The sequence below is a fragment of the Pseudomonas sp. 28 E 9 genome, assembly GCF_900004785.1.
In the GTDB taxonomy this organism is placed as follows: Bacteria; Pseudomonadota; Gammaproteobacteria; order Pseudomonadales; family Pseudomonadaceae; genus Aquipseudomonas; species Aquipseudomonas orientalis_A.
In genome coordinates this window covers 96,288-119,925 of the sequence record NZ_CVTK01000058.1, presented here as the reverse complement: position 1 = coordinate 119,925, position 23,638 = coordinate 96,288, and the positions used below count along the sequence as shown (strand labels likewise).

Sequence of the window (23,638 nt, the reverse complement as noted above, 5' to 3'; positions counted from 1 at the left end):
TCCATCAGGTCGCTGGACACCACGATCACCGCAATACCCTGGGCCGCGAGGTTGTGGATGATCTGATAGATCTCCGATTTGGCGCCGATATCGATACCGCGTGTGGGTTCATCCAGCAGCAGCACTTTCATCGGCATCGACAGCCAGCGGCCGAGAATGGCCTTCTGCTGGTTGCCGCCGGACAGGTACATGATTTTCTGCTCGGCGCTCGGCGTCTTGACCTTCATGGCCTTGATTTGCCCGTCGGCGTTGCCCTTCTCCCAGCCATCACGCAGCAGCCAGCCGAACGCCGAATGCGCGCCCCGGGCACTGATGTTGATGTTTTCAGCAACGCTGGACAGCGGAATGATGCCCTCCTTCTTGCGGTCTTCCGGGCACAGCAGCACGCCGGCTGCGATGGCATCGCGCGGTGAGCGCAACTGCAGCGGCTCACCGCACAACTCCAGGCTGCCGGCACTGGCACGCTCCAGGCCGCTGAGCAGGCGGAACAGTTCCGTGCGCCCTGCCCCCACCAAGCCGAACAGGCCGAGGATTTCGCCTTTGCGCACGTTGAAACTGATCGGTTCGCGCAGGCCGGGACCGAGCAGACCGTCGACCTTGAGGGCCACTTCGCCGTGCTCGCGCGGGCGATAGTCGTAAATGTCCTGGATATCGCGGCCGACCATGCAGGTCACCAGTTGGTCGTGGCTCAGTGCGCTCATGTCCTCGAAGGTGCGCACGAAGCGCCCGTCCTTGAACACCGTCACCGCAGTGCAGATACGGAACACTTCTTCCATGCGGTGCGAGACATAGAGCACCACTTTGCCCTCATCGCGCAGGCGCGCAATGATCGCCATCAAGCGATCAATCTCACGCGCAGAGAGGCTGCTGGTCGGCTCATCGAAGGCAATCACGTGGGCGCCACGGGACAGCGCCTTGGCGATTTCCACCAATTGGCGCTGGCCCAGGGACAGGCGGCCGAGCTTTTCCTGGGGATCGATTTCATCGGCCAGGCCCTTGAGGCACGCCAGCGCCTGCTGGCGCAGCACGCTGCGGTTGACCACGCCAAAACGCGACGGCAGATGCCCGAGGAACAGGTTCTCGGCCACGGTCATTTCCGGCACCAGGTGCAGCTCCTGGTGGATCACCGCCACGCCGCTGGCAATGCTGTCGGCGGCGTTCTTGAAGGCCATGACCTGCTCGCCGATCTGCACCGTGCCGCTGCTGGGAATATAGGCGCCGCCGAGGATCTTCAGCAGCGTCGATTTACCCGCACCGTTCTCGCCCATCAGGGCGTGCACTTGCCCCGGGTGCGCGGTGAAGCTGATGCCATCGAGCGCCTTGACCCCAGGGAAGGTTTTGCCGATACCGTCAAAACGCAGGGCCGCAGCGGTCATTTCCACAGCCCGATCTTGGTCAGTTCTTCCTGGAAGTTGGCGCGGGTGATCAGGGTCACTTCGTCCATGGCGGTGTATTTGGCGGGCTCTTTACCGGTGGTGACCCACTCGTACATCGCCAGCGCGGTGTTGTAGCCCTCGATATGCGGGCTTGGCAGCATCGAGCCGAAGAAGCCGCTGTCGGCTTTCTTCAATTCGCCGATGGCGTCGGTGCCATTGATGCCGATGCCGATCACGTTGGCGGCCTTGAAGCCGGCGCTTTCAGTGGCACGTACGCCACCGAGCACGGTGTTGTCGTTCATGCCGCCGATGATCAGGTTTTTCGCGCCGCTGGGCAGCTTGACCAGGGCCGAGTTGGTGGCGTCCATGCTGCCGGGCACGTCGAGGGTTTTAAGCGCGGCGGTGAGGATGTGGTCCTTGGGAATGCCGGCTTCTTCCAGGGATTTGATCGAACCGTCGGTGCGTTTCTTGCCGGTGTCGAGTTCGTTGAAGGTGTTGATCACCGCGTAGGTGTCCTTCCAGTCCCAGCCGCGTTTTTTCGCTTCGGCGGCCATGGCGGCGCCCTGCTTCTGGCCCACTTCAAACGCGGCCATGCCCAGGTACGGCACGTCCTCCATGAAGTTGCCCTTGGCATCGACAAAGCGGTCATCCACGGCCATCACTTTGAGGCCGTTGACCTTGGCCTTGGCGACAATCGCCGGGCCGAGGGACACATCCGGCGGGCAGATCACAAAGCCCTTGGCGCCGTTGGCGGCCAGGCTGTCGATGGCCGACAGGGTTTTCTCGCCATCCGGCACGGCGATCTTGATCACGGTGAAACCGTGCTCCTTGCCGGCTTTCTCGGCGAAGGCCCATTCGGTCTGGAACCAGGGTTCTTCGGCCTGTTTGACCAGGAAGCCGATCTTCACTTCTTCAGCGGCCAGCAACAGCCCGCTCAAGCTCATGGCCGAGACCGCCACAGCGGCGCAGCACAGGGAACGCAAACCACGACGACGATTCATACGGGTGACTCCTTGTTGTTGTTTTGTATTTTTGTGTAGGAGCGAGCTTGCTCGCGAAAAACCTGAGAGCACCGCGTTCATCCAGGATGAACGCGTTATCGTTGACGTTTTTCGCGAGCAAGCTCGCGCCTACAGGGGTTATCCGGCAAAGCGAGTGCAAGGTTTTCCAGGGACATCAACTTCCAGGGCCAGCACCGCACCGTCCAGGGGGTGACCCAGGGGGCTCGCGGCGCTGGTGATATACAGGGTGGTGAGATCCGCTCCACCGAACACGCAACTGGTGGGACGGCTGACCGGCAGTTCGATGATGCGGTCCACCTGACCGTCAGGCGCCAGACGCAGCAGGCAACCGCCGTCCCAGCGCGCATTCCAGATATAGCCTTCAGTGTCCATGGCCGAGCCGTCCGGCCCGCCGCGTTCGTGCGGGCCGAACCACACCTGTGCGGGTGCCAGCCGGCCATCGGCGTGGATCGAATGCTGATAGAGCGTGCCATCCAGGCTGTCGCCAAAGTGCACCTGGCTACCCTCCTCGTTCCACAGCAAGGTATTGGGAATGCCCAAGCCGCTGAGCAACGGCGTGACCGTCGCATCGGCATCGATGCGAAACAGGCCGCCGGAGCGTCGCGTGATCGGCAGGTCTTCACCCTGCTCGCCGATATTGTTCTGCATGGTGCCCAGCCACAGTCGGCCCTGGGCATCGCAGCGTGCTTCATTGCCACGATTGCCTGCTTGCGGGTCGGCCACGCACAGCAGCGTCAAGGCTTCGGTGCTCAAGTCCAGCCGGTACACACCGCTGCTCAGGGTCACCAGTGCATCGCCGCTTTCACAGGGAATGAACGCCGAGACGTGCTCGGGCAATTGCCAGACCCGCAACTGCCCGCCCATCAGGCGCAGCGCCTGCCGGGCGGCGATATCAACCCAGTAAAGGGCCTGGGACCGCACATCCCAGAACGGCCCTTCGCCCAACCGGGCACGGTGTGAGGTGACTGCGCTCAATGTCATGAAGCCTCCGGGTGACTTACAGCGATTCGCGAGACGGCGCGCCATCCACCAGCCGCTGGATACGCAGCGGGTTGGCGTTCTTCAGCGCGTCGGGCAGCAGGCTGTCAGGGTAGTTCTGGAAGCACACCGGGCGCAGGAAACGATCGATGGCCAAGGTGCCGACCGAGGTGCCACGGGCATCGGAGGTGGCCGGATACGGCCCGCCGTGCACCATCGAATCGCAGACTTCCACGCCGGTGGGGTATCCGTTGAGCAGGATGCGCCCGACTTTCTGCTCCAGCAGCGGCGTCAGCTCGGCGAACTGTTGCAGGTCGGCCGGCTCGCCAATGATCGTGGCCGTCAACTGCCCGTGCAGGCCGTGCAAGGCGGTGCTGAGCTGGGCCTGGTCGGCGACTTCGACAAACACCGTGGTGGGGCCGAAGACTTCTTCCTGCAGCACTTCGTCGCCGTCGATCAACAGGCGTACATCGGCTTTGAACAGTTGCGGCTGCGCCTGGTTGCCCGATTGCGCGTTGCCGGCCAGGTGTTCGATACCGGGGTGGGACAGGAGTTTTTCCAGGCCCTTGCCATAGCTGCCCAGGGTGCCGGCGTTGAGCATGGTCTGCGCCGGTTGCTCGCCGATCAGCTGCGCCACTTGTTGGGTGAATGCGCTGAATTCGGGCGAAGCGATGCCGATCACCAGGCCTGGGTTGGTGCAGAACTGGCCGCAGCCCTGCACCACCGAGGCGGTCAGGTCGCGGGCCACGCTTTCGGCCCGTGCCTTGAGGGCCTGGGGCAATACAATCACCGGGTTGATGCTCGACATCTCGGCAAATACCGGGATCGGTTGCGGGCGGGCTGCGGCCATGTCGCACAGGGCACGGCCGCCCTTGAGCGAGCCGGTAAAGCCCACCGCCTGGATCGCCGGATGCTTGACCAGCGCTTCACCGACGCCGCCACCGAAAATCATGTTGAATACACCGGCGGGCATCTCGGTCGCTTGCGCGGCACGAATGATCGCATCGGCGACCTGTTCAGCCGTCGCCATATGGCCGCTGTGGGCCTTGAACACCACCGGGCAGCCTGCCGCCAACGCCGCCGCGGTATCGCCACCGGCCGTGGAAAACGCCAGGGGGAAATTGCTTGCACCGAACACGGCGACCGGGCCGAGGCCGATGCGGTATTGGCGCAGGTCCGGACGCGGCAGCGGCTGGCGATCCGGCAGTGCCTTGTCGATGCGCGCACCGTAGAAATCACCACGGCGCAACACATTGGCGAACAGGCGCATCTGGCCGCTGGTGCGCCCACGCTCGCCCTTGATACGCGCAGCCGGCAAGGCGGTTTCGCGGCACACCAACTCAACGAAGTTATCGCTCAACGCATCCAGTTCGTCGGCGATCGCATCCAGGAACTGCGCGCGCCGCGCCGCACTCAAGGCGCGGTAGGCTGGATACGCCTGCGCGGCGGCCCTGGCGGCGGCGTCGACTTCCTCCGGGGTGGCCTGATAGAAGTCCTGGGGCAAGGCCTGGCCTGTGGTCGCGTCGACGCTTTGCAGCTTGACGCTGCCGTTGGCGCTGCGCTGGCCGCCGATGTAGTTGTGGCCGAGGAACTGGGTCATGGGGCTCTCCTTTAAAGGGTGATGACGTTGCCGGGTTCGAATGCCGCATCGCTGCTGCCGACGCTGTTGACCAGCGGCGCGCCGAACTCAGCCTGGCTGATCTCGAACACATCGCCGGCCTGGGTACGTATACCGTCGGCGAATGACAGTGTGGCGGTGCCGAAGAAGTGAATATGCACATCGCCGGGCTTGAGGAACTGGCGGTATTTGAAGTGGTGGTACTCGAGGTTTTCCAGGCTGTGGCACATATTGGCCTCGCCGCTGAGGAATTCGTTCCGCCAGATTTCCTCGCCGTTGCGCAGGATGCGGCTGGTGCCCGCCAGGTGCTGGGGCAACTCGCCCACGCGCACTTCCGGACCATAGCTGCAACTGCGCAGTTTGGAATGGGCCAGGTACAGGTAGTTCTTGCGCTCCATGATGTGGTCGGAGAATTCGTTGCCCACCGCAAAGCCCACACGATAGGGCTTGCTGTCCGGGCCGATCACGTAGAGGCCGCCGATTTCCGGCTCTTCACCGGCATCTTCGGCGAACGGTGGTACCGGGAAGGCAGCGCCCGGGCGCACGACGGTGCTGCCGTCGCCCTTGTAGAACCACTCCGGTTGCACGCCCGCCTGGCCGGCCGCCGGCTTGCCGCCCTCCACGCCCCATTTGAAGATGCGCATGGTGTCGGTCAAGGCGGTCTCGTCGCCGGCCTGGTGCATCTTGTCCCGCGCCGAAGCGCTGCCCAGGTGGGTCAGGCCGGTGCCGCTGATGAGCATGTGTGCAGGGTCCGGATGATCCAGCGGCGGCAGGATCTTCAGGTCGGCCAGCAGGCTTGCATAGTCATGGCTGTCGCCCAGGCCGAGGCTGTTCACCTGTTGTTCCAGGCCCACGCCCGCTTCGATGGCGGCCAGGGCCAGCTCGCGCACGCTGCGCGCGGTGCGCACCTCACGCAGTTGGCTGCCCTCGACGACGCCGACGCGGCGTTCGCCGTTGCTTGACTCGAACTGAACTAAACGCATGAATTTTCTCCCAGATTAAGGTCGTGTGGCGCCACGGGCGCTGGCGGCGAATTGGTCGACGGGCAGCACATGCTTGCGCTCCAGCACACGGTAGACCACGCCGGTCAACACCAGCCCGAACACCATCACCGCCGACAGGAAGTACAGGCCCGAAGCCAGGTTGCCGGTGTATTCCTTGAGCGCACCGATCACGAACGGGCCGATGTAGCCGCCGAGGTTGCCCACCGAGTTGATCAACGCAATACCCGCCGCCGCACTGGCGCCGGCGAAGAACCGCCCCGGCAAGGTCCAGAACACCGCCGTGCAGGAAAACAGGGCGAATGCGGCCAGGCACAGCGCCGCCATTTGCAGCACGGGCGCACTCAGCCAGGCACTTGAAAACAGGCCGATGGCGCCCAGCACATAGAGCACGGCGAGATGGCCATAACGGTCGTTCAGGCGGTCGGAACTGCGCGGGATGATCAGCAGACCGATGATGCCGAAGAGGTAGGGGACGGCGGAAATGAAGCCGGTAGTGAGGTCACTGCCGCCGAACTGTTTGATCAAGGTCGGCAGCCACAGGCCCAGGCCGTAGATGCTCAGGGTCACCGGCAGGTAGAACAGCGCCAGCAGCAACACTCGCTTGTCTTTCAATGCATGCAAAGGGTTGCCGTGACGGGTCTGGCCGTAGGCTTGCAGGTCTTTGTTCAACTCACCCGTGAGCCAGGCCTTTTCTTCCTCGCTCATCCACTTGACCTGCTTGGGGCCGTCCGGCAGGTAGCGCAGCACTGGCCAGGTCAGCAGGATCGCCGGGGTGCCAATCACGATAAACAGCCACTGCCAACCGTGCAGGCCGAGCAGGCCATCCATGCCCAGCAGGCCGCCCGACACCGGGCCGGTGATCATCATGGCGATGGGTTGGGACAGAATGAACAGCCCGAGGATCTTGCCGCGATGGCGCACCGGGAACCATTGGGTGATGTAGTACAGCACGCCCGGAAAGAACCCCGCCTCGGCCGCGCCGAGCAGAAAGCGCATCACGTAGAAGCTGTGCGGCCCCTGCACAAAGGCCATGCCGATGGTGATGGTGCCCCAGGTGATCATGATGCGCGCAAACCAGCGCCGCGCGCCGAAGCGGTCGAGCATCAGGTTGCTGGGAATCTCGAACAGGAAGTAGCCAATGAAGAACAACCCGGCGCCCAGGCCATAGGCCGCATCGCCGATGCCGACGTCGGCGCCCATGTGCAGCTTGGCGAAGCCCACGGCGGAGCGGTCCACGTAGGCAATCAGGTACAGCAGGATCAGGAAGGGAATCAGTTTCAGCGTGATGCGCCGAATAAGCCGCAGTTCCTGGCTCATGGGGGTCGATCTCCGATTGTTGTTTTTATAGAAGCTCGGGGGACGCCTCTCGCGAAAATCCGCCAGGGTCATACCTCAGTTGAGAAAGACTATATAGTAGGACTATTTACAAAACAACTCTTCCAAAGCTTGGTTTTTGCGCTTATGTTTAGCTACGGTTAGAACATATAGTCATACAATAAGAGAATCGATCATGTCTGATAAAAAGCCCGGCCTACGCTCCGCCCAGTGGTTTGGTACTGCCGACAAGAACGGCTTCATGTACCGCAGCTGGATGAAGAACCAGGGCATTGCCGACCATCAGTTCCATGGCAAGCCGATCATCGGCATCTGCAATACCTGGTCGGAGCTGACCCCGTGCAACGCGCATTTCCGCCAGATCGCCGAGCACGTCAAACGCGGCGTGATCGAAGCCGGTGGTTTCCCGGTGGAATTTCCGGTGTTCTCCAACGGCGAATCGAACCTGCGCCCTACCGCCATGCTCACGCGCAACCTGGCGAGCATGGACGTGGAAGAAGCGATTCGCGGCAACCCGATCGATGGCGTGGTGCTGCTGACCGGCTGCGACAAAACCACTCCGGCGCTGCTGATGGGCGCCGCCAGTTGTGATGTGCCGGCCATCGTCGTCACCGGCGGGCCGATGCTCAACGGCAAGCACAAGGGCCAGGACATCGGCTCGGGCACGGTGGTGTGGCAGCTCAGCGAACAGGTCAAGGCCGGCACCATCACCCTGGATGATTTCCTCGCGGCCGAAGGCGGCATGTCGCGCTCGGCGGGTACCTGCAACACCATGGGCACCGCGTCGACCATGGCCTGCATGGCCGAAGCGCTGGGCACCTCCCTGCCGCACAACGCGGCGATTCCGGCGGTGGATGCGCGGCGTTATGTGCTGGCGCATATGTCCGGCATGCGCGCGGTGGAGATGGTGCGCGAAGATTTGAAACTGTCGAAGATTCTCACCAAAGAAGCGTTTGAAAACGCGATTCGCGTCAACGCGGCCATCGGCGGTTCGACCAACGCGGTGATTCACTTGAAAGCCATCGCCGGGCGCATCGGCGTCGAGCTCGACCTGGATGACTGGACGCGCATCGGCCGTGGCATGCCGACCATTGTCGATTTGCAGCCGTCGGGGCGCTTCCTGATGGAGGAGTTCTACTACGCCGGTGGCCTGCCCGCCGTGTTGCGCCGTCTCGGTGAAGCCAACCTGATCCCGCACCCGAATGCCTTGACCGTCAACGGCAAGTCGTTGGGCGAGAACACCAAGGACTCGCCGATCTACGGCCAGGATGAGGTAATCCGCACTCTCGACAACCCGATCCGCGCCGACGGCGGCATTTGCGTACTGCGCGGCAACCTGGCGCCACTCGGTGCGGTGCTCAAGCCGTCGGCCGCCAGTGCCGAGCTGATGCAGCACCGTGGCCGCGCGGTGGTGTTCGAAAACTTCGACATGTACAAGGCACGCATCAACGACCCGGAGCTGGACGTGGACGCCAACTCGATCCTGGTCATGAAAAACTGCGGGCCCAAGGGTTACCCGGGCATGGCCGAAGTGGGCAACATGGGCCTGCCGGCCAAGTTGCTGGCCCAGGGCGTGACCGACATGGTGCGCATTTCCGATGCGCGCATGAGCGGCACGGCGTACGGCACGGTGGTGTTGCACGTGGCGCCGGAAGCGGCGGCCGGCGGGCCGTTGGCTGCGGTGAAGGAAGGCGACTGGATTGAGCTCGACTGCGCCAATGGGCGCCTGCACCTGGACATCCCCGACGCAGAGCTGGCAGCGCGCATGGCCGACCTGGCGCCCCCTGAAAAACTCATCGTCGGCGGCTATCGCCAGCTGTACATCGACCATGTGCTGCAGGCTGACCAGGGCTGCGACTTCGACTTCCTGGTGGGTTGCCGAGGGGCTGAAGTCCCACGGCATTCCCACTAATTGGGATGCTATGATGCCGCGAATCTAAGTCAGAGCCTTCCCGTCGTTATGGATCACCAGCCGCCCAAGCCGCGCAAGAGCCAGCATGCCCAGATCGTTCAGGACCTGGGCATGCACATCGTTTCCGGCCGCTTCAAGCCCGAAGAACGTCTGCCCATGGAGGCCACGCTCTGCGAGGAATACAAGGTCAGCCGTTCGGTGCTCCGCGAGGCGACGCGGGTACTCAGCGCCAAGGGCCTGGTGTATTCCAAGCCCCGGGTGGGCGCCGTGGTGCGGCCACGCTTGAAATGGCACCTGCTCGACCCGGACGTGCTGTCCTGGCTGATGCAGTCCACGCCCCACAGTGAATTCTTCAATACCCTGGCCGGGGTGCGGCGCATTCTCGAACCGGAAATCGCCGCCATGGCCGCGACCACCGCCACCGATGAAGACATCGCCATCATCGAACACGCCTACCAGGGCATGGAAACCGCCAAGACTCACGAAGAACTGTTGCAAGCCGACCTGGATTTCCACCGTGCGATTGCCGACGCCACGCGCAACGACCTGCTCGCCTACATGTGCAACATGCTCTCTCTGCCGTTGCGCGAGTCGATCAACATCACCAACCGCCGCCCGGATATCCAGGGGTTGAGCCTGCCCCGGCACAAGGCGATTCTGACCGCGATAAAAAACCGCGACGCGCTGGGCGCACGGCATGCCTCGCTGGTGCAGTTGGATGACACCCGCGTGGCGCTGGATACGGTGATGAATGTGTTGACGCCGCTGTAACGCGTCCGGGATGTAAACGGGATCAAATGTGGGAGGGGGCTTGCCCCCGATGGCGGTGGGTCAGCGACAACAGAGCTGGCTGACATACCGCATCGGGGGCAAGCCCCCTCCCACATTTGGATTGCGGATCGACACACGATACCGGTCGGATTCAAGCCGGAGAGAGGGCACACCGAGCCTAAGCGAGGTGCCGAGTGGTGGGGCAAGAGCGTTTTGCTTACTTTTGACTGGGCCGGCATTCCGGCTTTTCAAAAGTGAGCCGCTGTAAAAGTGGAACCCTAAGTAGCCGTTACCGCAGAAACGGATATGTACTCGATCTGATCCAACATCCTGGTCGGCCCTGAGGCCGCCATCGGGGGCAAGTCGAATCGTCGCACCGCCCCTCCCACATTTGGATGTGCGTTCACATTTAGAGGGTGTAGGCGATGCCCACCTGCACGGTGCGCGGCTCGCCCGGGTAGGCGTAGAAGTTCAGGAACGAGCCCTCTTCGTATTCACGGTTGAACAGGTTCTTCACATCCAGGTTGAGCCGCACGTTCTCGTTGACCTTGTAGTAACCGAGCAGGTCGACCACCGTGTAAGCGTCCATGGTGAAGGTGGAATTGGCGGTCTGCCCGGCACGATCAGCCACGTATTTGCCACCGGCGCCAAGGCCCAGGCCCTTGAGTGCGCCATCCTGGAACTCGTACACGTTGAGCAGGCTGAAACTGTTGCGCGGGATGTTGGCCTGACGCGTTCCGGTACGCACCGTCGTGTCCTTGGTAACGGCGGCATCCACATAGGCATAGCCGCCGATCATCCGCCATTCAGGCGTCAGGTTGCCGGCCACGTTCAGGTCGAAACCACGGCTGCGCACCTCGCCGGTCGCGACCTTGAAATCGGCGTTGAGCGGGTCGACACCCTGGACGTTCTTCTTTTCGATCTGGTAGATCGCCGCGTCGACGCTCAGCTGTTTATCCAGCGCTTCCCATTTCACGCCCATCTCATAGGACTTGCCTTTCTCCGGCTCGAACCCGCCACCTTGACGGCTGGCACCGGTGTTCGGCTTGACGGAGCGCGCGGCATCGGCGTAGAGCGCGACGGTGTCGGTGAGGTCATACATCACGCCGACGCGCGGGGTGACGGCGTTGTCGGCTGCGTTCCAGGGTTTGACGCCCGACACATAGGATTCGTACTGGTGCTCGAAGCGCTCAAGGCGTGCGCCGGCGAGGACTTTCAAACGTTCGGTCAGCGCCACCTGGTCCTGGACGAAGACCGCATAGGTTTTGAGGTTCTCTTTATCGTGGGTCGGCGTGCGGGTCAACGCCGGACGTGGCTGGCCATAGACCGGGTTGAAGATATCGATCGGGAAAGCAGCGCTGGAACGTTGGATGATCGACTTGTAGTCGTAATCCTCGTACTCGATGCCAGTCAACAAGGTGTGCTCGAAACCGCCAGTGGCGAAGTGCCCGGTAAGGTTGAGCTGATAATCCTTGTCGGTCCACTCCAGCTTGCGGTAGTTGAAGTTGCGCTGCAGGGTGCGGCCGTCAGCGCCCAGGCTGCTCGCGTTATTGGCCTCCACGCCATCGCCCTTCATCGTGCCGTCCAGCCACTGGAACCCACCGCCCAGGGTCCAGTTGTCGTTGAGCAGATGCTCGAAACGCAACTGGGCTGTGTTGTTATCGTTGTGCAGGTCACCGGCGTACTTTTCACCCCAGAAGGTGTCGCGCGACGGCGTGCCGCGCTGGTTGGCAAAGCGGGTCAGGCCGCGATCCAGCGGGTGGTTGTTGCGTATGAAGTCGCCTTCGAAGATCACCTTGGTCTCATCGGTCGCTTGCCAGGTCAGCACCGGGGCCACGCCGTAACGTTCCGTGGAGACATGGTCGCGGAACGTATCGCCGACCTCGCCCACCACATTCAGGCGATAGGCCAGGCGGCCTTCTTCATCCAGCGGGCCGGACGCATCCAGGGTGCCGCGCTTCATGCCTTGATCATCCAGTTGGCTACCCAGTGTGACCGTACGCTCGGCCAACGGCTGCTTGGACACCACGTTGAAGGTGCCGCCGGGATCGCCCCGGCCGTAGAGCATGGTCGCCGGGCCACGCAACACTTCAAGACGTTCGATCGTGTTGGCGTCGGGCATGGCCGGGTAGCCGCGGTTCACGGGGAAACCGTTGCGATAGAACTCCGCAGTGGTAAAACCGCGCACGGTGAAACTGGTGAGGCCCTGGCCGCCGAAGTTATTCGCCCGGCCCACCCCGCCCGCGTAATCGAGCGCATCTTGCAGACGGGTCGCACCGATGTCCTCGACCACGTCTTTGGAGACCACGGTGATGGACTGCGGTGTTTCATGGATGGATGTATCAGTACGCGTCGCACTGGCTGAACGTGTGGCGTGGTAGCCCTTGACCGGTCCTTGAGCCGTCTCGAAATCCGCCGTGCCGGTCACAGTGGTCGCTTGCAACTCAAGGCTGGTTTTTTCGGTGGGGGCACTATCTGCCCAACTGAACGGGGAAAACGCCTGCAGCACACAGATGGAAATCAGGGTACGACGCATGGATGTTGAACCTAGTGAATGAGCCAGATGGGGCGGCAAACCTGCCAAGAATTCGCCGCGCATCATATATCAATGCATTCTCGTTTGATATCCGTTCTCATTTGTTATTTTTCGTGTATCAGCTTTGTACGAAGTGGCGCGGATTGTCTGGTGGATGAAAAACAAATGTGGGAGGGGGCTTGCCCCCGATGGCGGTGTATCAGTCAAAAATATCGAGACTGAGCCACTGCTATCGGGGGCAAGCCCCCTCCCACATTTAGATATGCGCAAAAACGCTTCTTACTGGCCTCAGCGATAGCGCTCCAACCAGTGCGCGTAAGGCGCCGGCAAGGTCCAGGAGGCGTTGTCCACGCCCAGCTCCTTGGCCGCAAAGTACGCCCAATGCGGATCGGCCAGGTGTGCACGGCCCACCGACACCAGGTCAAGATGCCCGGCCTGCAGCGCGCCTTCGGCCAGTTGCGGCGTACCAAAGCCCCACGCCGACGTCACCGGTATACCCGCTTCGCGGCGCACACGCTCGGCGATCGGGCCCAGGAAAGCCGGGCCCCACGGGATGTTGGTGTCGGGAATGGTGAACCCGACGCTGACGCTCAGCAGGTCCAGACCACCGGCCTTGAAACGGCGGGCCAGTTCGATGGACTCGGTGAGGGTCTGCTCATCGCGACCGTCGTATTCGATCACACCGAAGCGTGCGGTAAGCGGCAGGTTTTCCGGCCAGACTTCGCGCACGGCGGCCAGGGTTTCCAGGAGGAAGCGGCTGCGGTTGTCGAAGCTGCCACCGTAGGCGTCGGTGCGCTGGTTGGAGTGTTCGGAAAAAAAGCTCTGGCCCAGGTAGCCATGGGCAAAGTGCAGTTCGATCCACTCAAAACCGGCATCCCGGGCACGACGGGCGGCGTCGACGAAATCCTGCCGGACCCGGGCGATATCGTCCAGGGTCATGGCACGCGGCACCTTGGGCAGGTTCTCGCCGAACGCAATCGCCGACGGGGCGATGGTTTCCCAGCTACGGGCATCGGACGCAGGGATGTGGTCGTCGCCCTCCCATGGGCGGTTGGCGCTGGCTTTGCGACCGGCGTGGGCGATCTGGATACCCGGTACGGAGCCCGCCGCCTTGATGGCCTTGACCATGGGCACGAACGCCTCGGCATGGGCATCGCTCCAGATACCGGCGCAGCCTGGAGTGATACGCCCCTCAGGCGAGACGGCGGTGGCCTCGACCACCAACAGGCCGGCACCGCCACGGGCCATGCTGGCCAGGTGCACGTGGTGCCAGTCATTGACCATGCCGTCGTCGGCCCTGTATTGGCACATCGGTGGAATGGCAATGCGATTGCGCAGGGTAACGTCTTTGAGTTTGAACGGTTCGAATAATGCGGACATCAGATACTCCGAGGGAAAGGCGGTTGATTCGATAGTTCGATGGTAATCGAACTATGGTGTTCAGTGCTACCCCCCTGTTATGATCCGCTCAATGCGCGCATTCAAACACCCTACCCTGCAAGAACTCACGCTGGAGCGTCTGCTTTACGCCCTCAGCGACCCCGTGCGCCTGGAAATCGTGCGCTGCCTGGCCGACGTGCCCGAAGCCACCTGTGGTGAACTGGACGGTGGGCGACCCAAATCCAGCGTGTCCCACCACTTCAGGGTATTGCGCGACGCCGGCCTGGTGAACACGCGCAATGTGGGCACCACCCACATGAACTCATTGCGCCGTGATGAACTCGAGGAGCGTTTCCCCGGGTTGCTGGCCAGCGTACTGGCCCAGCGCTGAATCACGCCGGCAGCGCTTCAGGCCGCGACGGGCCGCAGCAGTGCGCCATCCAGATGCACACAGTCCTTGCCATTGCGCTTGGCGCCATACAGGTTCTTGTCGGCGATCTTGAGTACCATCGACAGTTCGTCACCTGACGCAAAGCGCGCCATGCCGGCACTGCACGTATAGTTGTGCGGGGCCGCAACGCTGCAACGGATCGCCTGCAGCAAATCCAGCACAAACTCGCAGGCAAACGCCGGGTCATCGCCCTGCAACAGCACGCCGAACTCTTCCCCGCCGATCCTTCCAAAGCTGTAGCTGCCTTTGGCGTTTTTCAGGCAGAGCGCCATGGCGCGCAGAATCTTGTCCCCAACGTCGTGGCCATACCGGTCGTTCATCGCCTTGAAACTGTCGATGTCGAGCATGATGAAGTAGCCACCGTGGCCGCTGTCGAGCAACTTTTCGAAGCTCTGCATGAACGCGCGCCGGTTGAGGATAGATGTCAGGTAATCGGTCTCGGCCAAGGCGCGAAACTCACTTTCCACCAGCAACACCGAACGCAGGTTCTTCAGGTACGAGTAACTGAGGATAAAACCGATCGACACCGACGAGGCGCAAAATATCAACAGATAGCCCTGGGTTGCGGCATACAGCTCGGCCTGCATGGGCGACCACAGGATGAGCCACACCGACAGCGCGCCGACCAGATAGTCCTGAACGCTGATAAACAGGATGGCGCTGCCGACCACCAGCGTGACCGCCAAGGGCAAGCCATAGATACGCAATTGCGGATTCAAGTGAATCACATAGGCAAACCCCACTGACAACAGCACGATGTAGGTCACCCCCAGCAAGCGCCACAGTAGAAAGTTCGTCGTCAGCGAATGAACACGGCAAACAAGCAACAGGGCAAGGGTGACACTCAACATATACAGGTCCAACAGCGTTGCCTGCATCCAACCGATACCTGTCCAGGCAATGATGCCTATCCATTCGGCTTGCGTGACCGCAGGCGACAACAACCTGCGCATCCTGGGTCTTAACTTCAAGTGAGCCGGCATCCTTACGCTCCCATTTCAATAGCATGCAGGCCCACCGCAAATGAAAAGGCCATGAACCGCTTTACCAGGCTGACGAAGGGTGGCAGCACTTCCAGGCGGGTCTTGGAGTGCGCTTTGAAATAGCCCTTTTCAACGCCCTCCTGAACCATTCGGATAATGTGGGTCTTGGACACCGAAAGTTGCTTGGCCAATGCAAGATAAGACGATGACCTGAACGTTGCCCGATCATTTTCCGGCGCAAAGGCGTCGTTATAAATGGCCAGCATCAACAGGTGCCCGGCGTCTCTTTTCACCAGCCAGTAACACTCGGGCAGCAATACATCGACCGTCAGGTCGGCGTCGAGAATGATGGCAAAGCCCCTGAAGTAGAGGGCCAGGAAGCCGCGATCATCCAGCTCGCGCATTTTCCGGAATATCGCCCGATCAGGGTACAGCCGCGCCAACGACTCGGTGAGCGAGGTCAACATCAAGCGTGCTTCACGGCAGGCTTCATCCGAAGGCGCATACACTCGGAAACGACTGTCTTCCGGATGCGGCGCCACCTCCATGAAACCCAGCGCGCGTAATAACAGAAACATTGATTCCAGGCTGTTTTTTGAACAATACCTGCGCGTCACGCACAGGGTTTTAACTTCGGACAACAACGGTAACGGTGTGGCGAAGTACTCACTCAATAACGCAAACGACACCATCAGACGACTGTATTTAAGTGCACTCTTATAGAAAAACGGTCGTCTGGAATAGGGCACGAGCAGCACGTGGTAATGCGCTCTCAAGCACGATTCAAAATCCTTATGACGTTCGATTGCTTGCGCGGTACTCCACATAGCCGACTTCAACGAACTGACATGCATGAAAGAGCCCTGATCATCCAACTTGATTCCTGATCTCAGCTACGAAATCCCTGCAGCCCGGCCCCAAAACAAATCACGTGGTAAACCCTGCGGTTAATGGCTTTTTGCCTCGAACGCAATGTACAGCGATTGCTGCGCAAGACGTCATCAGTACCAAAGTTGTTCCAGTTTCCCGGTGCGCCTGCCATCGGCAGTTCGAAGACACTTCCTGTTACATCCACACCGGCGTCGCGCCTTGCATTGACTAAAACACCCAGCCGGGTCTCGTTGGGCGAACCTTCATCCGCCTGCGGCGTCGTAACCTGGCATTGTCGCCAAACGCACGCGCGAGGTTCTCGTTTGAAAGCTGCCCTTCTCAAGAAATACCGCCTGATCATCAAGACCATGGGCTATGTGGGCTGGGCCCTGTTCTGGCTGTTGCTGTGGGATATCGCCGTCACGGTGGATTTCATGCTGTTCCTCAACTCCAAGATCAACCTGCCGCTGATGCCCCTGACCTTGCTGGGTTCGGCGCTGGTGGTGCTGATCAGCTTTCGTAACAGCAGCGCCTACAACCGCTGGTGGGAAGCGCGCACTTTATGGGGCTCGATGGTCAACAACTCGCGCAGCTTCGCGCGCCAGGTACTGACCCTGCTGGACGACCCCGGCAGCGAAGTGAACCCGATCAAATCCACCCTGCTGCGCCGTCATGTGGCCTATGTGAATTGCCTGGCCGCGCACCTCAAGGGCGAGCCCTGCCCGGAGGAAGTGCGCGCGTTCATCCCAGACGAGGAATTCGCACGCAATGGCGCCACCAACAACTTTGCCAACGACATCCTGACCGGCTCGGCCGCCTTGCTCGCCCGGGAATACAAGGCCGGCCATCTGGACAGCATCCGCCTGGCGCGGCTGGAGTCGACCCTGGTGGACCTGTCCAATGCCCAGGGCGGCATGGAGCGCATCGCCAACACGCCGCTGCCCTACCCCTACGTGTATTTCCCCCGGCTGTTCATTTCGCTGTTCTGCCTGATCGTACCGGTGGGCCTGGTGGAATCCCTCGGCTGGTTCACCCCGCTGGCCTCTACGGTAGTGGGCTTCATGCTGCTGGCCATCGAGCGTATCGGCACCGACCTGCAAAGCCCGTTTCGCTCCAGCGAACATCAGATCCAAATGGAAGCCATCTGCGAAACCATCGAAAAGAACCTGCAGTCAATGCGCCGCGACGCCCTGGCCGGCGATCAAATCGGCTGAGTCCCCGCCCTTCCCCCTCAAGTGCCGGCGCCCTCGGTCGATAAACCGAGGGTACGCATGGCCTCGGCCCCATAACAACGCATGCGACGCTTAGCACGACCGTTTCCCCTTGCCAAAACTATAAATACCCGCGGGTGAAGTCATGAATATCAAGCAGAAGCTGACATGGGCGTTTGCGGCCATCGCGTGCGTGCCGGTCATCCTGGTCGCCGTTATTGTGGTGTTGAATGTGCGCGAAGGCGCCCTTGCCAACTTTCTCGACAGCAGCGGGCGCGAGATCCGCCAGATCGACAATGGCATGAAGCAGTTTTTCGACGGCATCAGCCAGAACGTGGAATTCGTGGCCAAGGACCCGCGCGTTGTCGCGGCCAAGGACCTGAAAAGCTACGCCGGCGCGGATGGGGCGAAAATCCCCCTGACACCGACCAATATCGAGCTGCTGGCGATATTCGACCAGTTCGCCAAAAGCCATCCCAGCACCGCCTACCTGTCCCTGGGCCTGCGCGATGGCGGCTACGCCAGCTGGCCGGACGACACCAAGCTGAACAACTACGACCCACGCGTGCGTCCGTGGTACCAGGCAGGCGTCGCTGCCCCGGGCAAGACCGTGCGCACCGGTGCCTACTACTGGGCACCGGACGATGTGGTGCTGATCGGTACCGTGCGCGCCGTCGCCGATGCCACGGGCAATATCCTCGGCGTGGTCGGCCTGGACGTGTCGCTCAAGCAACTCACTGAACTGGTGCGCACCATCAAGCTGGGCGACAGCGGCTACTTGATGCTGGTGGAAGACAACGGCAACGTGCTGGTAGACCCCAGCGATGCCAAGCACAACTTCAAGCCCCTGGCCGACCTGGGCCCCAACTACGCCGAACTGGCCAAGGGCGGCGACGGCGTGACTCAGGTCGACATCGACGGCGTGGCCTACATGGCCAACGTGGTCAGCTCCAAAGACCTGGGCTGGCGCTTTATCGGCCTGATCAAGCGCGATGAAGTAATGGCCGGGGCCACCCGCCTGACCTGGTTGATCGCGGCCATCGCCGCGGTATTGGCCGTCGTGTTCGCCATTGTCGGCGCCAGTTTCGCCCGCGTGATCGTGCGCCCGATTAGCGGCGTGGCCGATGGCCTGCAGGAAATCGCCGAAGGTGAAGGCGACCTCACGCGTCAGCTCAAGGTGCAAGGCAAGGACGAAACCGCCGTCCTCGCCGGCTGGTTCAACCAGTTCCTGGGTATGATTGCCCAACTGGTGCAACGCATCGGCAACGCGTCCTCGGACCTGCAAACCGCCGCCGCCGACACCAGCGAAGTGGCCAGCAACATGAACCAGGCCGCCGGTCGCCAACGCGAAGCGGTGGAACTGGTGAGCACCGCCTTCAACGAGATGGTGGCAACCGCCAATGAAGTGGCCCGTTCCTGCAGCGCCGCTGCGGTGAGTGCCGACGAAGGCTATCGCGACGTACACAACGGCCAGCAGCACATCGGCGAAGCCACCGGCAGCGTGCTCAAGCTCAGCGAAGACTTGCAGAAGTCGACCCAGACCATGCAGTTGCTGGAGCAGGACAGCCAGAACATCAACACCATCCTCGACACCATCCGTTCGATTGCCGAACAGACCAACCTGCTGGCGCTCAACGCCGCGATCGAGGCGGCCCGCGCCGGCGACCAGGGCCGTGGTTTCGCGGTAGTGGCCGACGAGGTGCGCGCCCTGGCTCGACGCACCGCCGACTCCACCGGCGAGATCGACAGCCTGCTGGGCAATCTTGCCCGCCGCACCCAGGAAGTCACCCAACAGATGCAAGGCAGTTTGCTGGTCTCGCACACCAGCGTGGAGCGTATCCAGCAGGCCCGCGACAGCTTCGAAAAGATCCGTGGCTCGGTGGACTCGATTCGCGACCAGAACACTCAGATCGCCACGGCCGCCGAAGAACAGCACCAGGTGGCCGAAGAGATCAACCGGCACATCGCGCAGATCCATGCCGATGCGCAGCTGGTTGAAGAGTTTGCGCATACGGCGCAGACCGGCTCGGGGCGTTTGACCGACATTTCCGGTCAGCTCAACGGTCTGGTGGGCCGCTTCAAGTTCTGACGTCCTCTCCCAAAGCAGGCGGTGAGCCCTTCACCGCCTGATCGCTGCACCCATTCCCCCCTCTCAAGCACTGCCAGCGAGCAACTGTAGGAGCGAGCTTGCTCGCGAAAAACTTCAACGATAACGCGTGCTTCCTGAATGAACGCGGTGCCTGTGAGTTTTTCGCGAGCAAGCTCGCTCCTACAGCTATTGCGCTTCTCGTATTATGGTATACCATCATACGCAGACCCTCACTTAGACGGAGCAGCCCATGAGTTTCGAAATCCGCAAGATCGTCAGCTATGTAGAAGAGACCTTTATCGAGGGCGGCAAAGCCTCCGACACGCCCGTGAAAATGGTCGGCCTGGCCGTGGTGCTGAAAAACCCCTGGCTGGGTCGTGGTTTCGTCGAAGACCTGAAGCCGGAAATTCGTGCCAACTGCTCCGACCTCGGCGCGCTGATGGTCGAGCGCCTGGTCGCCATCATCGGCGGCGCCGAGAACATCGAGGCCTACGGCAAAGCGGCCGTGGTGGGTGCCGACGGCGAGATCGAACACGCCAGCGCGATCATCCATACCCTGCGCTTCGGCAACCACTACCGTGAAGCGGTCAAGGCCAAGAGCTACCTGAGCTTCACCAACAAGCGCGGCGGCCCGGGCACCTCGATCCAGATCCCGATGATGCACAAGGACGACGAAGGCCTGCGCTCGCACTACATCACCCTGGAAATGCAGATCGAAGACGCGCCGCGCGCCGACGAAATCGTCGTCGTGCTGGGCTGCGCCGATGGCGGTCGCCTGCACCCACGGATCGGCAACCGTTACATCGACCTGGAAGAGCTGGCGGCTGAACAAGCCCAGTAAGCAACACCGGCCATGACAAAAAGCATGCAGGAGCGCTCCATGATTCGGCTCACCGCTGAACGCACCCCGGCCGGCACCAGTTACCTGGCGACCGGCCAAGGCCAGCCTGTGGTTTTGATCCACGGCGTGGGCCTGAACAAAGAAATGTGGGGCGGGCAAGTCGTTGGCCTGGCCACGAAATACCATGTGATCAGCTATGACATGCTCGGCCATGGCGCCAGCCCGCGCCCGGCCGCCGGCACGCCGTTGCTCGGCTATGCGGACCAGTTGCTGGAGCTGCTCGACCACCTGCAAGTGCCCCAGGCCACGGTGATCGGGTTCTCCATGGGCGGTCTGGTCGCACGGGCGTTTGCCCTGCACTACCCCGACCGTCTCAAAAGCCTGGTGGTGCTCAACAGTGTGTTCAACCGCAGCCCCGAGCAGCGTGCCGGCGTGATCGCGCGCACGGCCCAGGCCGCCGAGCACGGTCCGGATGCGAACGCGCAAGCGGCGCTGTCGCGCTGGTTCAGCCGTGAATACCAGGCGGCCAACCCGGCGCAGATCGCCGCGCTGCGCCAGACCCTGGCGGGCAATGACCCCCAGGGCTACCTCACCACCTATGAGTTGTTTGCGACCCAGGACATGTACCGCGCCGATGACCTCAAGGGGCTGCGCGTGCCCACCCTGGTCGCCACCGGCGAACTGGACCCCGGCTCGACGCCGGAAATGGCCCGGCAACTGGCCGACTGTATTCCCGGTGCCACGGTTGCGGTGCTGGCCGAGCAACGGCATATGATGCCGGTGGAATCACCGCGCCTGGTCAACAGCCTGCTGCTGGGGTTCCTCGACACCGTGTACACCCAAAATAATCCAATAAAGGGGATCGTTGCATGACACTCGCACGCTTCCAGATGTGCATCGGCGGTAAATGGGTCGATGCCCTGTCCGGCAAGACCTTCGACAGCCTCAACCCGGCCCTGGCCGAACCCTGGGCGCAACTGCCCGATGCCGATGAAGCCGACGTGGACCGCGCCGTACAGGCCGCACAAACGGCTTTCGAGAGCCCGGCCTGGCGTGGCCTCAGCGCCACCGCGCGAGGCAAACTGCTGCGCCGCCTGGGTGATTTGATCGCCCAGAACACCGAACAACTGGCGCAGCTGGAAAGCCGCGACAACGGCAAGCTGATCCGCGAGACCCGCGGTCAGGTCAGCTACCTGCCGGAGTTCTTCCACTACACCGCAGGCCTGGCCGACAAGCTCGAAGGCGGCACCTTGCCGCTGGACAAGCCGGACCTGTTCGCCTACACGGTCCACGAAGCCATGGGCGTGGTCGCCGCGATCATTCCGTGGAACAGCCCGCTGTACCTGACCGCAATCAAGCTCGCGCCGGCCCTCGCGGCGGGCAATACCATCGTGATCAAGCCCTCGGAACACGCTTCGGCGACTGTCCTGGAACTGGCGCGCCTGGCCCTCGAAGCCGGGATTCCACCGGGCGTGGTCAACGTGGTGACCGGCTACGGCCCAAGTACCGGCGCCGCCCTCACCCGTCACCCACTGGTGCGCAAAATCGCTTTCACCGGCGGCGCGGCCACCGCACGGCATGTGGTGCGCAGCAGCGCGGAGAACTTCGCCAAGCTGTCGCTGGAACTGGGTGGCAAGTCACCGAATATCATTTTTGCCGACGCCGACCTCGACAGCGCCATCAACGGTGCGATTGCCGGTATCTACGCGGCGTCAGGGCAAAGTTGCGTGTCGGGTTCGCGCCTGCTGGTGCAAGATGAAATCTACGACGAATTTGTCGAGCGCCTGGTGCAGCGCGCCGAACGCATCCGCATCGGCAACCCCCTGGACGATGCCAGCGAAATGGGCCCCATGGCCACCGCTCAGCAACTGGCCGTGGTCGAAGGCCTGGTGGCGGATGCCATCGCCGAAGGCGCACGCCTGCGCACCGGTGGCAAACGCCCGCAGAACCTCGGTGAAGGCTGGTTCTATGAGCCGACGCTGTTCGAGTGCGACGCCAACTCAATGAAGATCATGCAGGAAGAAGTGTTCGGCCCAGTGGCTTCGGTGATCCGTTTCAAGGACGAAGCCCAAGCGCTGGCGATTGCCAACGACTCGCAGTTCGGCCTCGCCGCCGGCATCTGGACCCGCGACCTGGGCCGCGCCCATCGACTGGCCCGGGACGTGCGCTCGGGGATTATCTGGGTCAACACCTACCGCGCCGTCTCGGCCATGGCGCCCATCGGCGGCTTCAAGAACAGCGGCTACGGACGCGAAAGCGGCATCGATTCGGTGCTGGCCTACACCGAGCTGAAGACGGTGTGGATCAACCTGTCCCAGGCGCCCATGCCTGATCCCTTTGTGATGCGTTAAGAGGCCACCCCCATGATCGAACCCGGCATTTACAAAGACGTCATGAGCTCGTTTCCATCGGGCGTCACGGTGGTCACCACCCTCGACCCGGACGGCGGCATCGTCGGCATTACCGCCAGCGCATTCAGTGCGCTGTCGATCGACCCGGCCCTGGTGCTGTTCTGCCCCAACTACGCGTCGGACACTTACCCGATCCTGCGCGACAGCAAGCGATTCGCCATCCACCTGCTGTCCGCCGGCCAGACCGCCGAAGCCTATGCCTTCGCCAGCAAAGGCAAGGAAAAGGCCAAGGGCATCGAGTGGCGCCTCAGCGACTTGGGCAACCCGCTGCTGGCCAACGCCACGGCCATCATCGAGTGCGAGTTGTGGCGCGAATACGACGGCGGCGACCACGCGATCATTGTCGGCGCGGTGAAGAACCTGATCCTGCCCGCGCAGCCGGTCACGCCGATGATCTACCACAAAGGCAAGCTGGGCGCGCTGCCGACCCTGGCCTGAGGAGCGCTGAAGCATGAGCAACGAAAAATATGAACAGGGCCTGAAAATTCGTACGCAAGTCTTGGGTGAAGCCTACGTACAGCGTTCAATCGACAACGCCGACGACTTCACCCGGCCGCTGCAGGAAATGGTCACCGAGTACTGCTGGGGCCATGTGTGGGGCCGGGAGGGTTTGTCGCTTAAAGAACGCAGCATGATAAACTTGGCAATGATTTCGGCCCTCAATCGGCCTCACGAACTCAAGCTGCACGTGCGCGGCGCCTTGCGCAACGGGCTGAGTCGTGAACAAATACGCGAAATTCTGCTTCAGGTCGGCATTTACTGCGGGGTTCCCGCTGCCGTGGACAGCTTCCGGCTGGCCCGTGAAGCCTTCGCCGAAGCCGATGCCGAGGCCTCCAGTTAACCGCCACAT

Annotated in this window: 19 protein-coding genes and 2 pseudogenes; 11 read left to right on the top strand and 10 right to left on the bottom strand. The window is 62.1% G+C overall.

Annotation, left to right across the window (positions count from 1 at the left end; all coding sequences use genetic code 11):
• From araG to BFQ00_RS27445, 6 genes are all read right to left on the bottom strand, one after another.
• Positions 1-1,376: L-arabinose ABC transporter ATP-binding protein AraG (gene araG / locus BFQ00_RS27470; RefSeq protein WP_065932549.1), on the bottom strand; the 1,376-nt coding region annotated here is incomplete at its 3' end.
• Complete coding sequence (locus BFQ00_RS27465) at positions 1,373-2,377, bottom strand: substrate-binding domain-containing protein (RefSeq protein ID WP_065883611.1); 1,005 nt, start codon at positions 2,375-2,377, stop codon at positions 1,373-1,375. The genes BFQ00_RS27465 and araG, both read right to left, overlap by 4 nt.
• A 138-nt stretch (positions 2,378-2,515) precedes the next feature.
• Entirely contained in the window at positions 2,516-3,379 is an 864-nt protein-coding gene (locus BFQ00_RS27460; protein ID WP_065883610.1) for an SMP-30/gluconolactonase/LRE family protein, read from the bottom strand.
• A 16-nt stretch (positions 3,380-3,395) separates the two neighbouring features.
• Entirely contained in the window at positions 3,396-4,976 is a 1,581-nt protein-coding gene (locus tag BFQ00_RS27455; protein WP_065935321.1) for an aldehyde dehydrogenase (NADP(+)), read from the bottom strand.
• 11 nt (positions 4,977-4,987) lie between these two features.
• Positions 4,988-5,977, bottom strand: a complete 990-nt coding sequence (gene araD1 / locus BFQ00_RS27450; protein WP_065935320.1) for an AraD1 family protein — start codon at positions 5,975-5,977, stop codon at positions 4,988-4,990.
• Between the two features lie 15 nt (positions 5,978-5,992).
• Positions 5,993-7,315 (bottom strand): MFS transporter, encoded by a 1,323-nt coding sequence (locus tag BFQ00_RS27445; protein WP_065892029.1) that lies wholly within the window; start codon positions 7,313-7,315, stop codon positions 5,993-5,995.
• 193 nt (positions 7,316-7,508) lie between these two features.
• On the opposite strand from BFQ00_RS27445, the gene BFQ00_RS27440 reads away from it, so the two are divergent.
• Together BFQ00_RS27440 and BFQ00_RS27435 are read left to right on the top strand one after the other, a co-directional pair.
• Positions 7,509-9,245 carry an IlvD/Edd family dehydratase gene (locus BFQ00_RS27440; protein ID WP_003173349.1) on the top strand — a complete coding sequence of 579 codons (1,737 nt, stop codon included), beginning with the start codon at positions 7,509-7,511 and terminating at the stop codon, positions 9,243-9,245.
• Between the two features lie 48 nt (positions 9,246-9,293).
• Positions 9,294-10,016 carry a FadR/GntR family transcriptional regulator gene (locus BFQ00_RS27435; protein WP_065892027.1) on the top strand — a complete coding sequence of 241 codons (723 nt, stop codon included), beginning with the start codon at positions 9,294-9,296 and terminating at the stop codon, positions 10,014-10,016.
• Between the two features lie 409 nt (positions 10,017-10,425).
• Here the strand turns inward: BFQ00_RS27435 and BFQ00_RS27430 are convergent, their stop codons facing one another.
• Positions 10,426-12,552 (bottom strand): TonB-dependent siderophore receptor, encoded by a 2,127-nt coding sequence (locus tag BFQ00_RS27430; protein WP_065935319.1) that lies wholly within the window; start codon positions 12,550-12,552, stop codon positions 10,426-10,428.
• 288 nt (positions 12,553-12,840) lie between these two features.
• Entirely contained in the window at positions 12,841-13,932 is a 1,092-nt protein-coding gene (locus BFQ00_RS27425; RefSeq protein WP_065935318.1) for an NADH:flavin oxidoreductase/NADH oxidase, read from the bottom strand.
• Between the two features lie 91 nt (positions 13,933-14,023).
• Here BFQ00_RS27425 and BFQ00_RS27420 point away from each other — a divergent pair, with 91 nt between their 5' ends.
• Positions 14,024-14,323 (top strand): ArsR/SmtB family transcription factor, encoded by a 300-nt coding sequence (locus tag BFQ00_RS27420; protein ID WP_065883595.1) that lies wholly within the window; start codon positions 14,024-14,026, stop codon positions 14,321-14,323.
• A gap of 17 nt (positions 14,324-14,340) precedes the next feature.
• Here the strand turns inward: BFQ00_RS27420 and BFQ00_RS27415 are convergent, their stop codons facing one another.
• Together BFQ00_RS27415 and BFQ00_RS27410 are read right to left on the bottom strand one after the other, a co-directional pair.
• Positions 14,341-15,366, bottom strand: coding sequence for a GGDEF domain-containing protein (locus tag BFQ00_RS27415; protein WP_065935317.1), 1,026 nt, complete (start codon positions 15,364-15,366; stop codon positions 14,341-14,343).
• Between the two features lie 2 nt (positions 15,367-15,368).
• Positions 15,369-16,220 carry a hypothetical protein gene (locus BFQ00_RS27410; protein ID WP_170827598.1) on the bottom strand — a complete coding sequence of 284 codons (852 nt, stop codon included), beginning with the start codon at positions 16,218-16,220 and terminating at the stop codon, positions 15,369-15,371.
• Positions 16,221-16,559: 339 nt separating this feature from the next.
• On the opposite strand from BFQ00_RS27410, the gene BFQ00_RS27405 reads away from it, so the two are divergent.
• The 8 genes and pseudogenes from BFQ00_RS27405 (at position 16,560) to BFQ00_RS27375 (ending at position 23,629) form a co-directional block, all read left to right on the top strand.
• The gene (locus BFQ00_RS27405) at positions 16,560-17,450 is read left to right on the top strand and encodes a bestrophin family protein (RefSeq protein ID WP_065883591.1); all 891 of its coding nucleotides are present in this window, start codon (positions 16,560-16,562) and stop codon (positions 17,448-17,450) included.
• Positions 17,451-17,592: 142 nt separating this feature from the next.
• A pseudogene (locus BFQ00_RS30605) lies at positions 17,593-18,675 on the top strand (cache domain-containing protein); the annotation flags it as partial.
• Positions 18,676-19,020: 345 nt separating this feature from the next.
• A pseudogene (locus tag BFQ00_RS30600) lies at positions 19,021-19,536 on the top strand (methyl-accepting chemotaxis protein); the annotation flags it as partial.
• 250 nt (positions 19,537-19,786) lie between these two features.
• On the top strand, positions 19,787-20,377 hold the full coding sequence (locus tag BFQ00_RS27395; protein WP_065883587.1) for an amino acid synthesis family protein: 591 nt from the start codon (positions 19,787-19,789) through the stop codon (positions 20,375-20,377).
• A gap of 39 nt (positions 20,378-20,416) precedes the next feature.
• Complete coding sequence (locus BFQ00_RS27390) at positions 20,417-21,250, top strand: alpha/beta fold hydrolase (protein ID WP_065935314.1); 834 nt, start codon at positions 20,417-20,419, stop codon at positions 21,248-21,250.
• Complete coding sequence (locus BFQ00_RS27385) at positions 21,247-22,728, top strand: aldehyde dehydrogenase (RefSeq protein WP_065935313.1); 1,482 nt, start codon at positions 21,247-21,249, stop codon at positions 22,726-22,728. Before BFQ00_RS27390 ends, BFQ00_RS27385 begins: the two co-directional genes overlap by 4 nt.
• A 12-nt stretch (positions 22,729-22,740) precedes the next feature.
• A complete protein-coding gene (locus BFQ00_RS27380) occupies positions 22,741-23,226 on the top strand; it encodes a flavin reductase family protein (protein ID WP_065935312.1) in 486 nt (161 codons plus the stop codon).
• A gap of 13 nt (positions 23,227-23,239) precedes the next feature.
• Positions 23,240-23,629 (top strand): carboxymuconolactone decarboxylase family protein, encoded by a 390-nt coding sequence (locus BFQ00_RS27375; protein ID WP_065935311.1) that lies wholly within the window; start codon positions 23,240-23,242, stop codon positions 23,627-23,629.
• Positions 23,630-23,638 lie beyond the last annotated feature (9 nt).

Excerpts from the sequence above, each read along its gene's own strand:
- BFQ00_RS27410 (WP_170827598.1), bottom strand. The coding sequence starts at position 16,220 with ATGCATGTCAGTTCGTTGAAGTCGGCTATGTGGAGTACCGCGCAAGCA.
- BFQ00_RS27385 (WP_065935313.1), top strand. The coding sequence starts at position 21,247 with ATGACACTCGCACGCTTCCAGATGTGCATCGGCGGTAAATGGGTCGAT.
- BFQ00_RS27375 (WP_065935311.1), top strand. The coding sequence starts at position 23,240 with ATGAGCAACGAAAAATATGAACAGGGCCTGAAAATTCGTACGCAAGTC.
- BFQ00_RS27390 (WP_065935314.1), top strand. The coding sequence starts at position 20,417 with ATGATTCGGCTCACCGCTGAACGCACCCCGGCCGGCACCAGTTACCTG.
- BFQ00_RS27425 (WP_065935318.1), bottom strand. The coding sequence starts at position 13,932 with ATGTCCGCATTATTCGAACCGTTCAAACTCAAAGACGTTACCCTGCGC.
- BFQ00_RS27415 (WP_065935317.1), bottom strand. The coding sequence starts at position 15,366 with ATGCCGGCTCACTTGAAGTTAAGACCCAGGATGCGCAGGTTGTTGTCG.
- BFQ00_RS27430 (WP_065935319.1), bottom strand. The coding sequence starts at position 12,552 with ATGCGTCGTACCCTGATTTCCATCTGTGTGCTGCAGGCGTTTTCCCCG.
- araD1 (WP_065935320.1), bottom strand. The coding sequence starts at position 5,977 with ATGCGTTTAGTTCAGTTCGAGTCAAGCAACGGCGAACGCCGCGTCGGC.
- BFQ00_RS27395 (WP_065883587.1), top strand. The coding sequence starts at position 19,787 with ATGAGTTTCGAAATCCGCAAGATCGTCAGCTATGTAGAAGAGACCTTT.
- BFQ00_RS27435 (WP_065892027.1), top strand. The coding sequence starts at position 9,294 with ATGGATCACCAGCCGCCCAAGCCGCGCAAGAGCCAGCATGCCCAGATC.
- BFQ00_RS27460 (WP_065883610.1), bottom strand. The coding sequence starts at position 3,379 with ATGACATTGAGCGCAGTCACCTCACACCGTGCCCGGTTGGGCGAAGGG.
- BFQ00_RS27445 (WP_065892029.1), bottom strand. The coding sequence starts at position 7,315 with ATGAGCCAGGAACTGCGGCTTATTCGGCGCATCACGCTGAAACTGATT.
- BFQ00_RS27465 (WP_065883611.1), bottom strand. The coding sequence starts at position 2,377 with ATGAATCGTCGTCGTGGTTTGCGTTCCCTGTGCTGCGCCGCTGTGGCG.
- BFQ00_RS27440 (WP_003173349.1), top strand. The coding sequence starts at position 7,509 with ATGTCTGATAAAAAGCCCGGCCTACGCTCCGCCCAGTGGTTTGGTACT.
- BFQ00_RS27455 (WP_065935321.1), bottom strand. The coding sequence starts at position 4,976 with ATGACCCAGTTCCTCGGCCACAACTACATCGGCGGCCAGCGCAGCGCC.
- BFQ00_RS27420 (WP_065883595.1), top strand. The coding sequence starts at position 14,024 with ATGCGCGCATTCAAACACCCTACCCTGCAAGAACTCACGCTGGAGCGT.
- BFQ00_RS27380 (WP_065935312.1), top strand. The coding sequence starts at position 22,741 with ATGATCGAACCCGGCATTTACAAAGACGTCATGAGCTCGTTTCCATCG.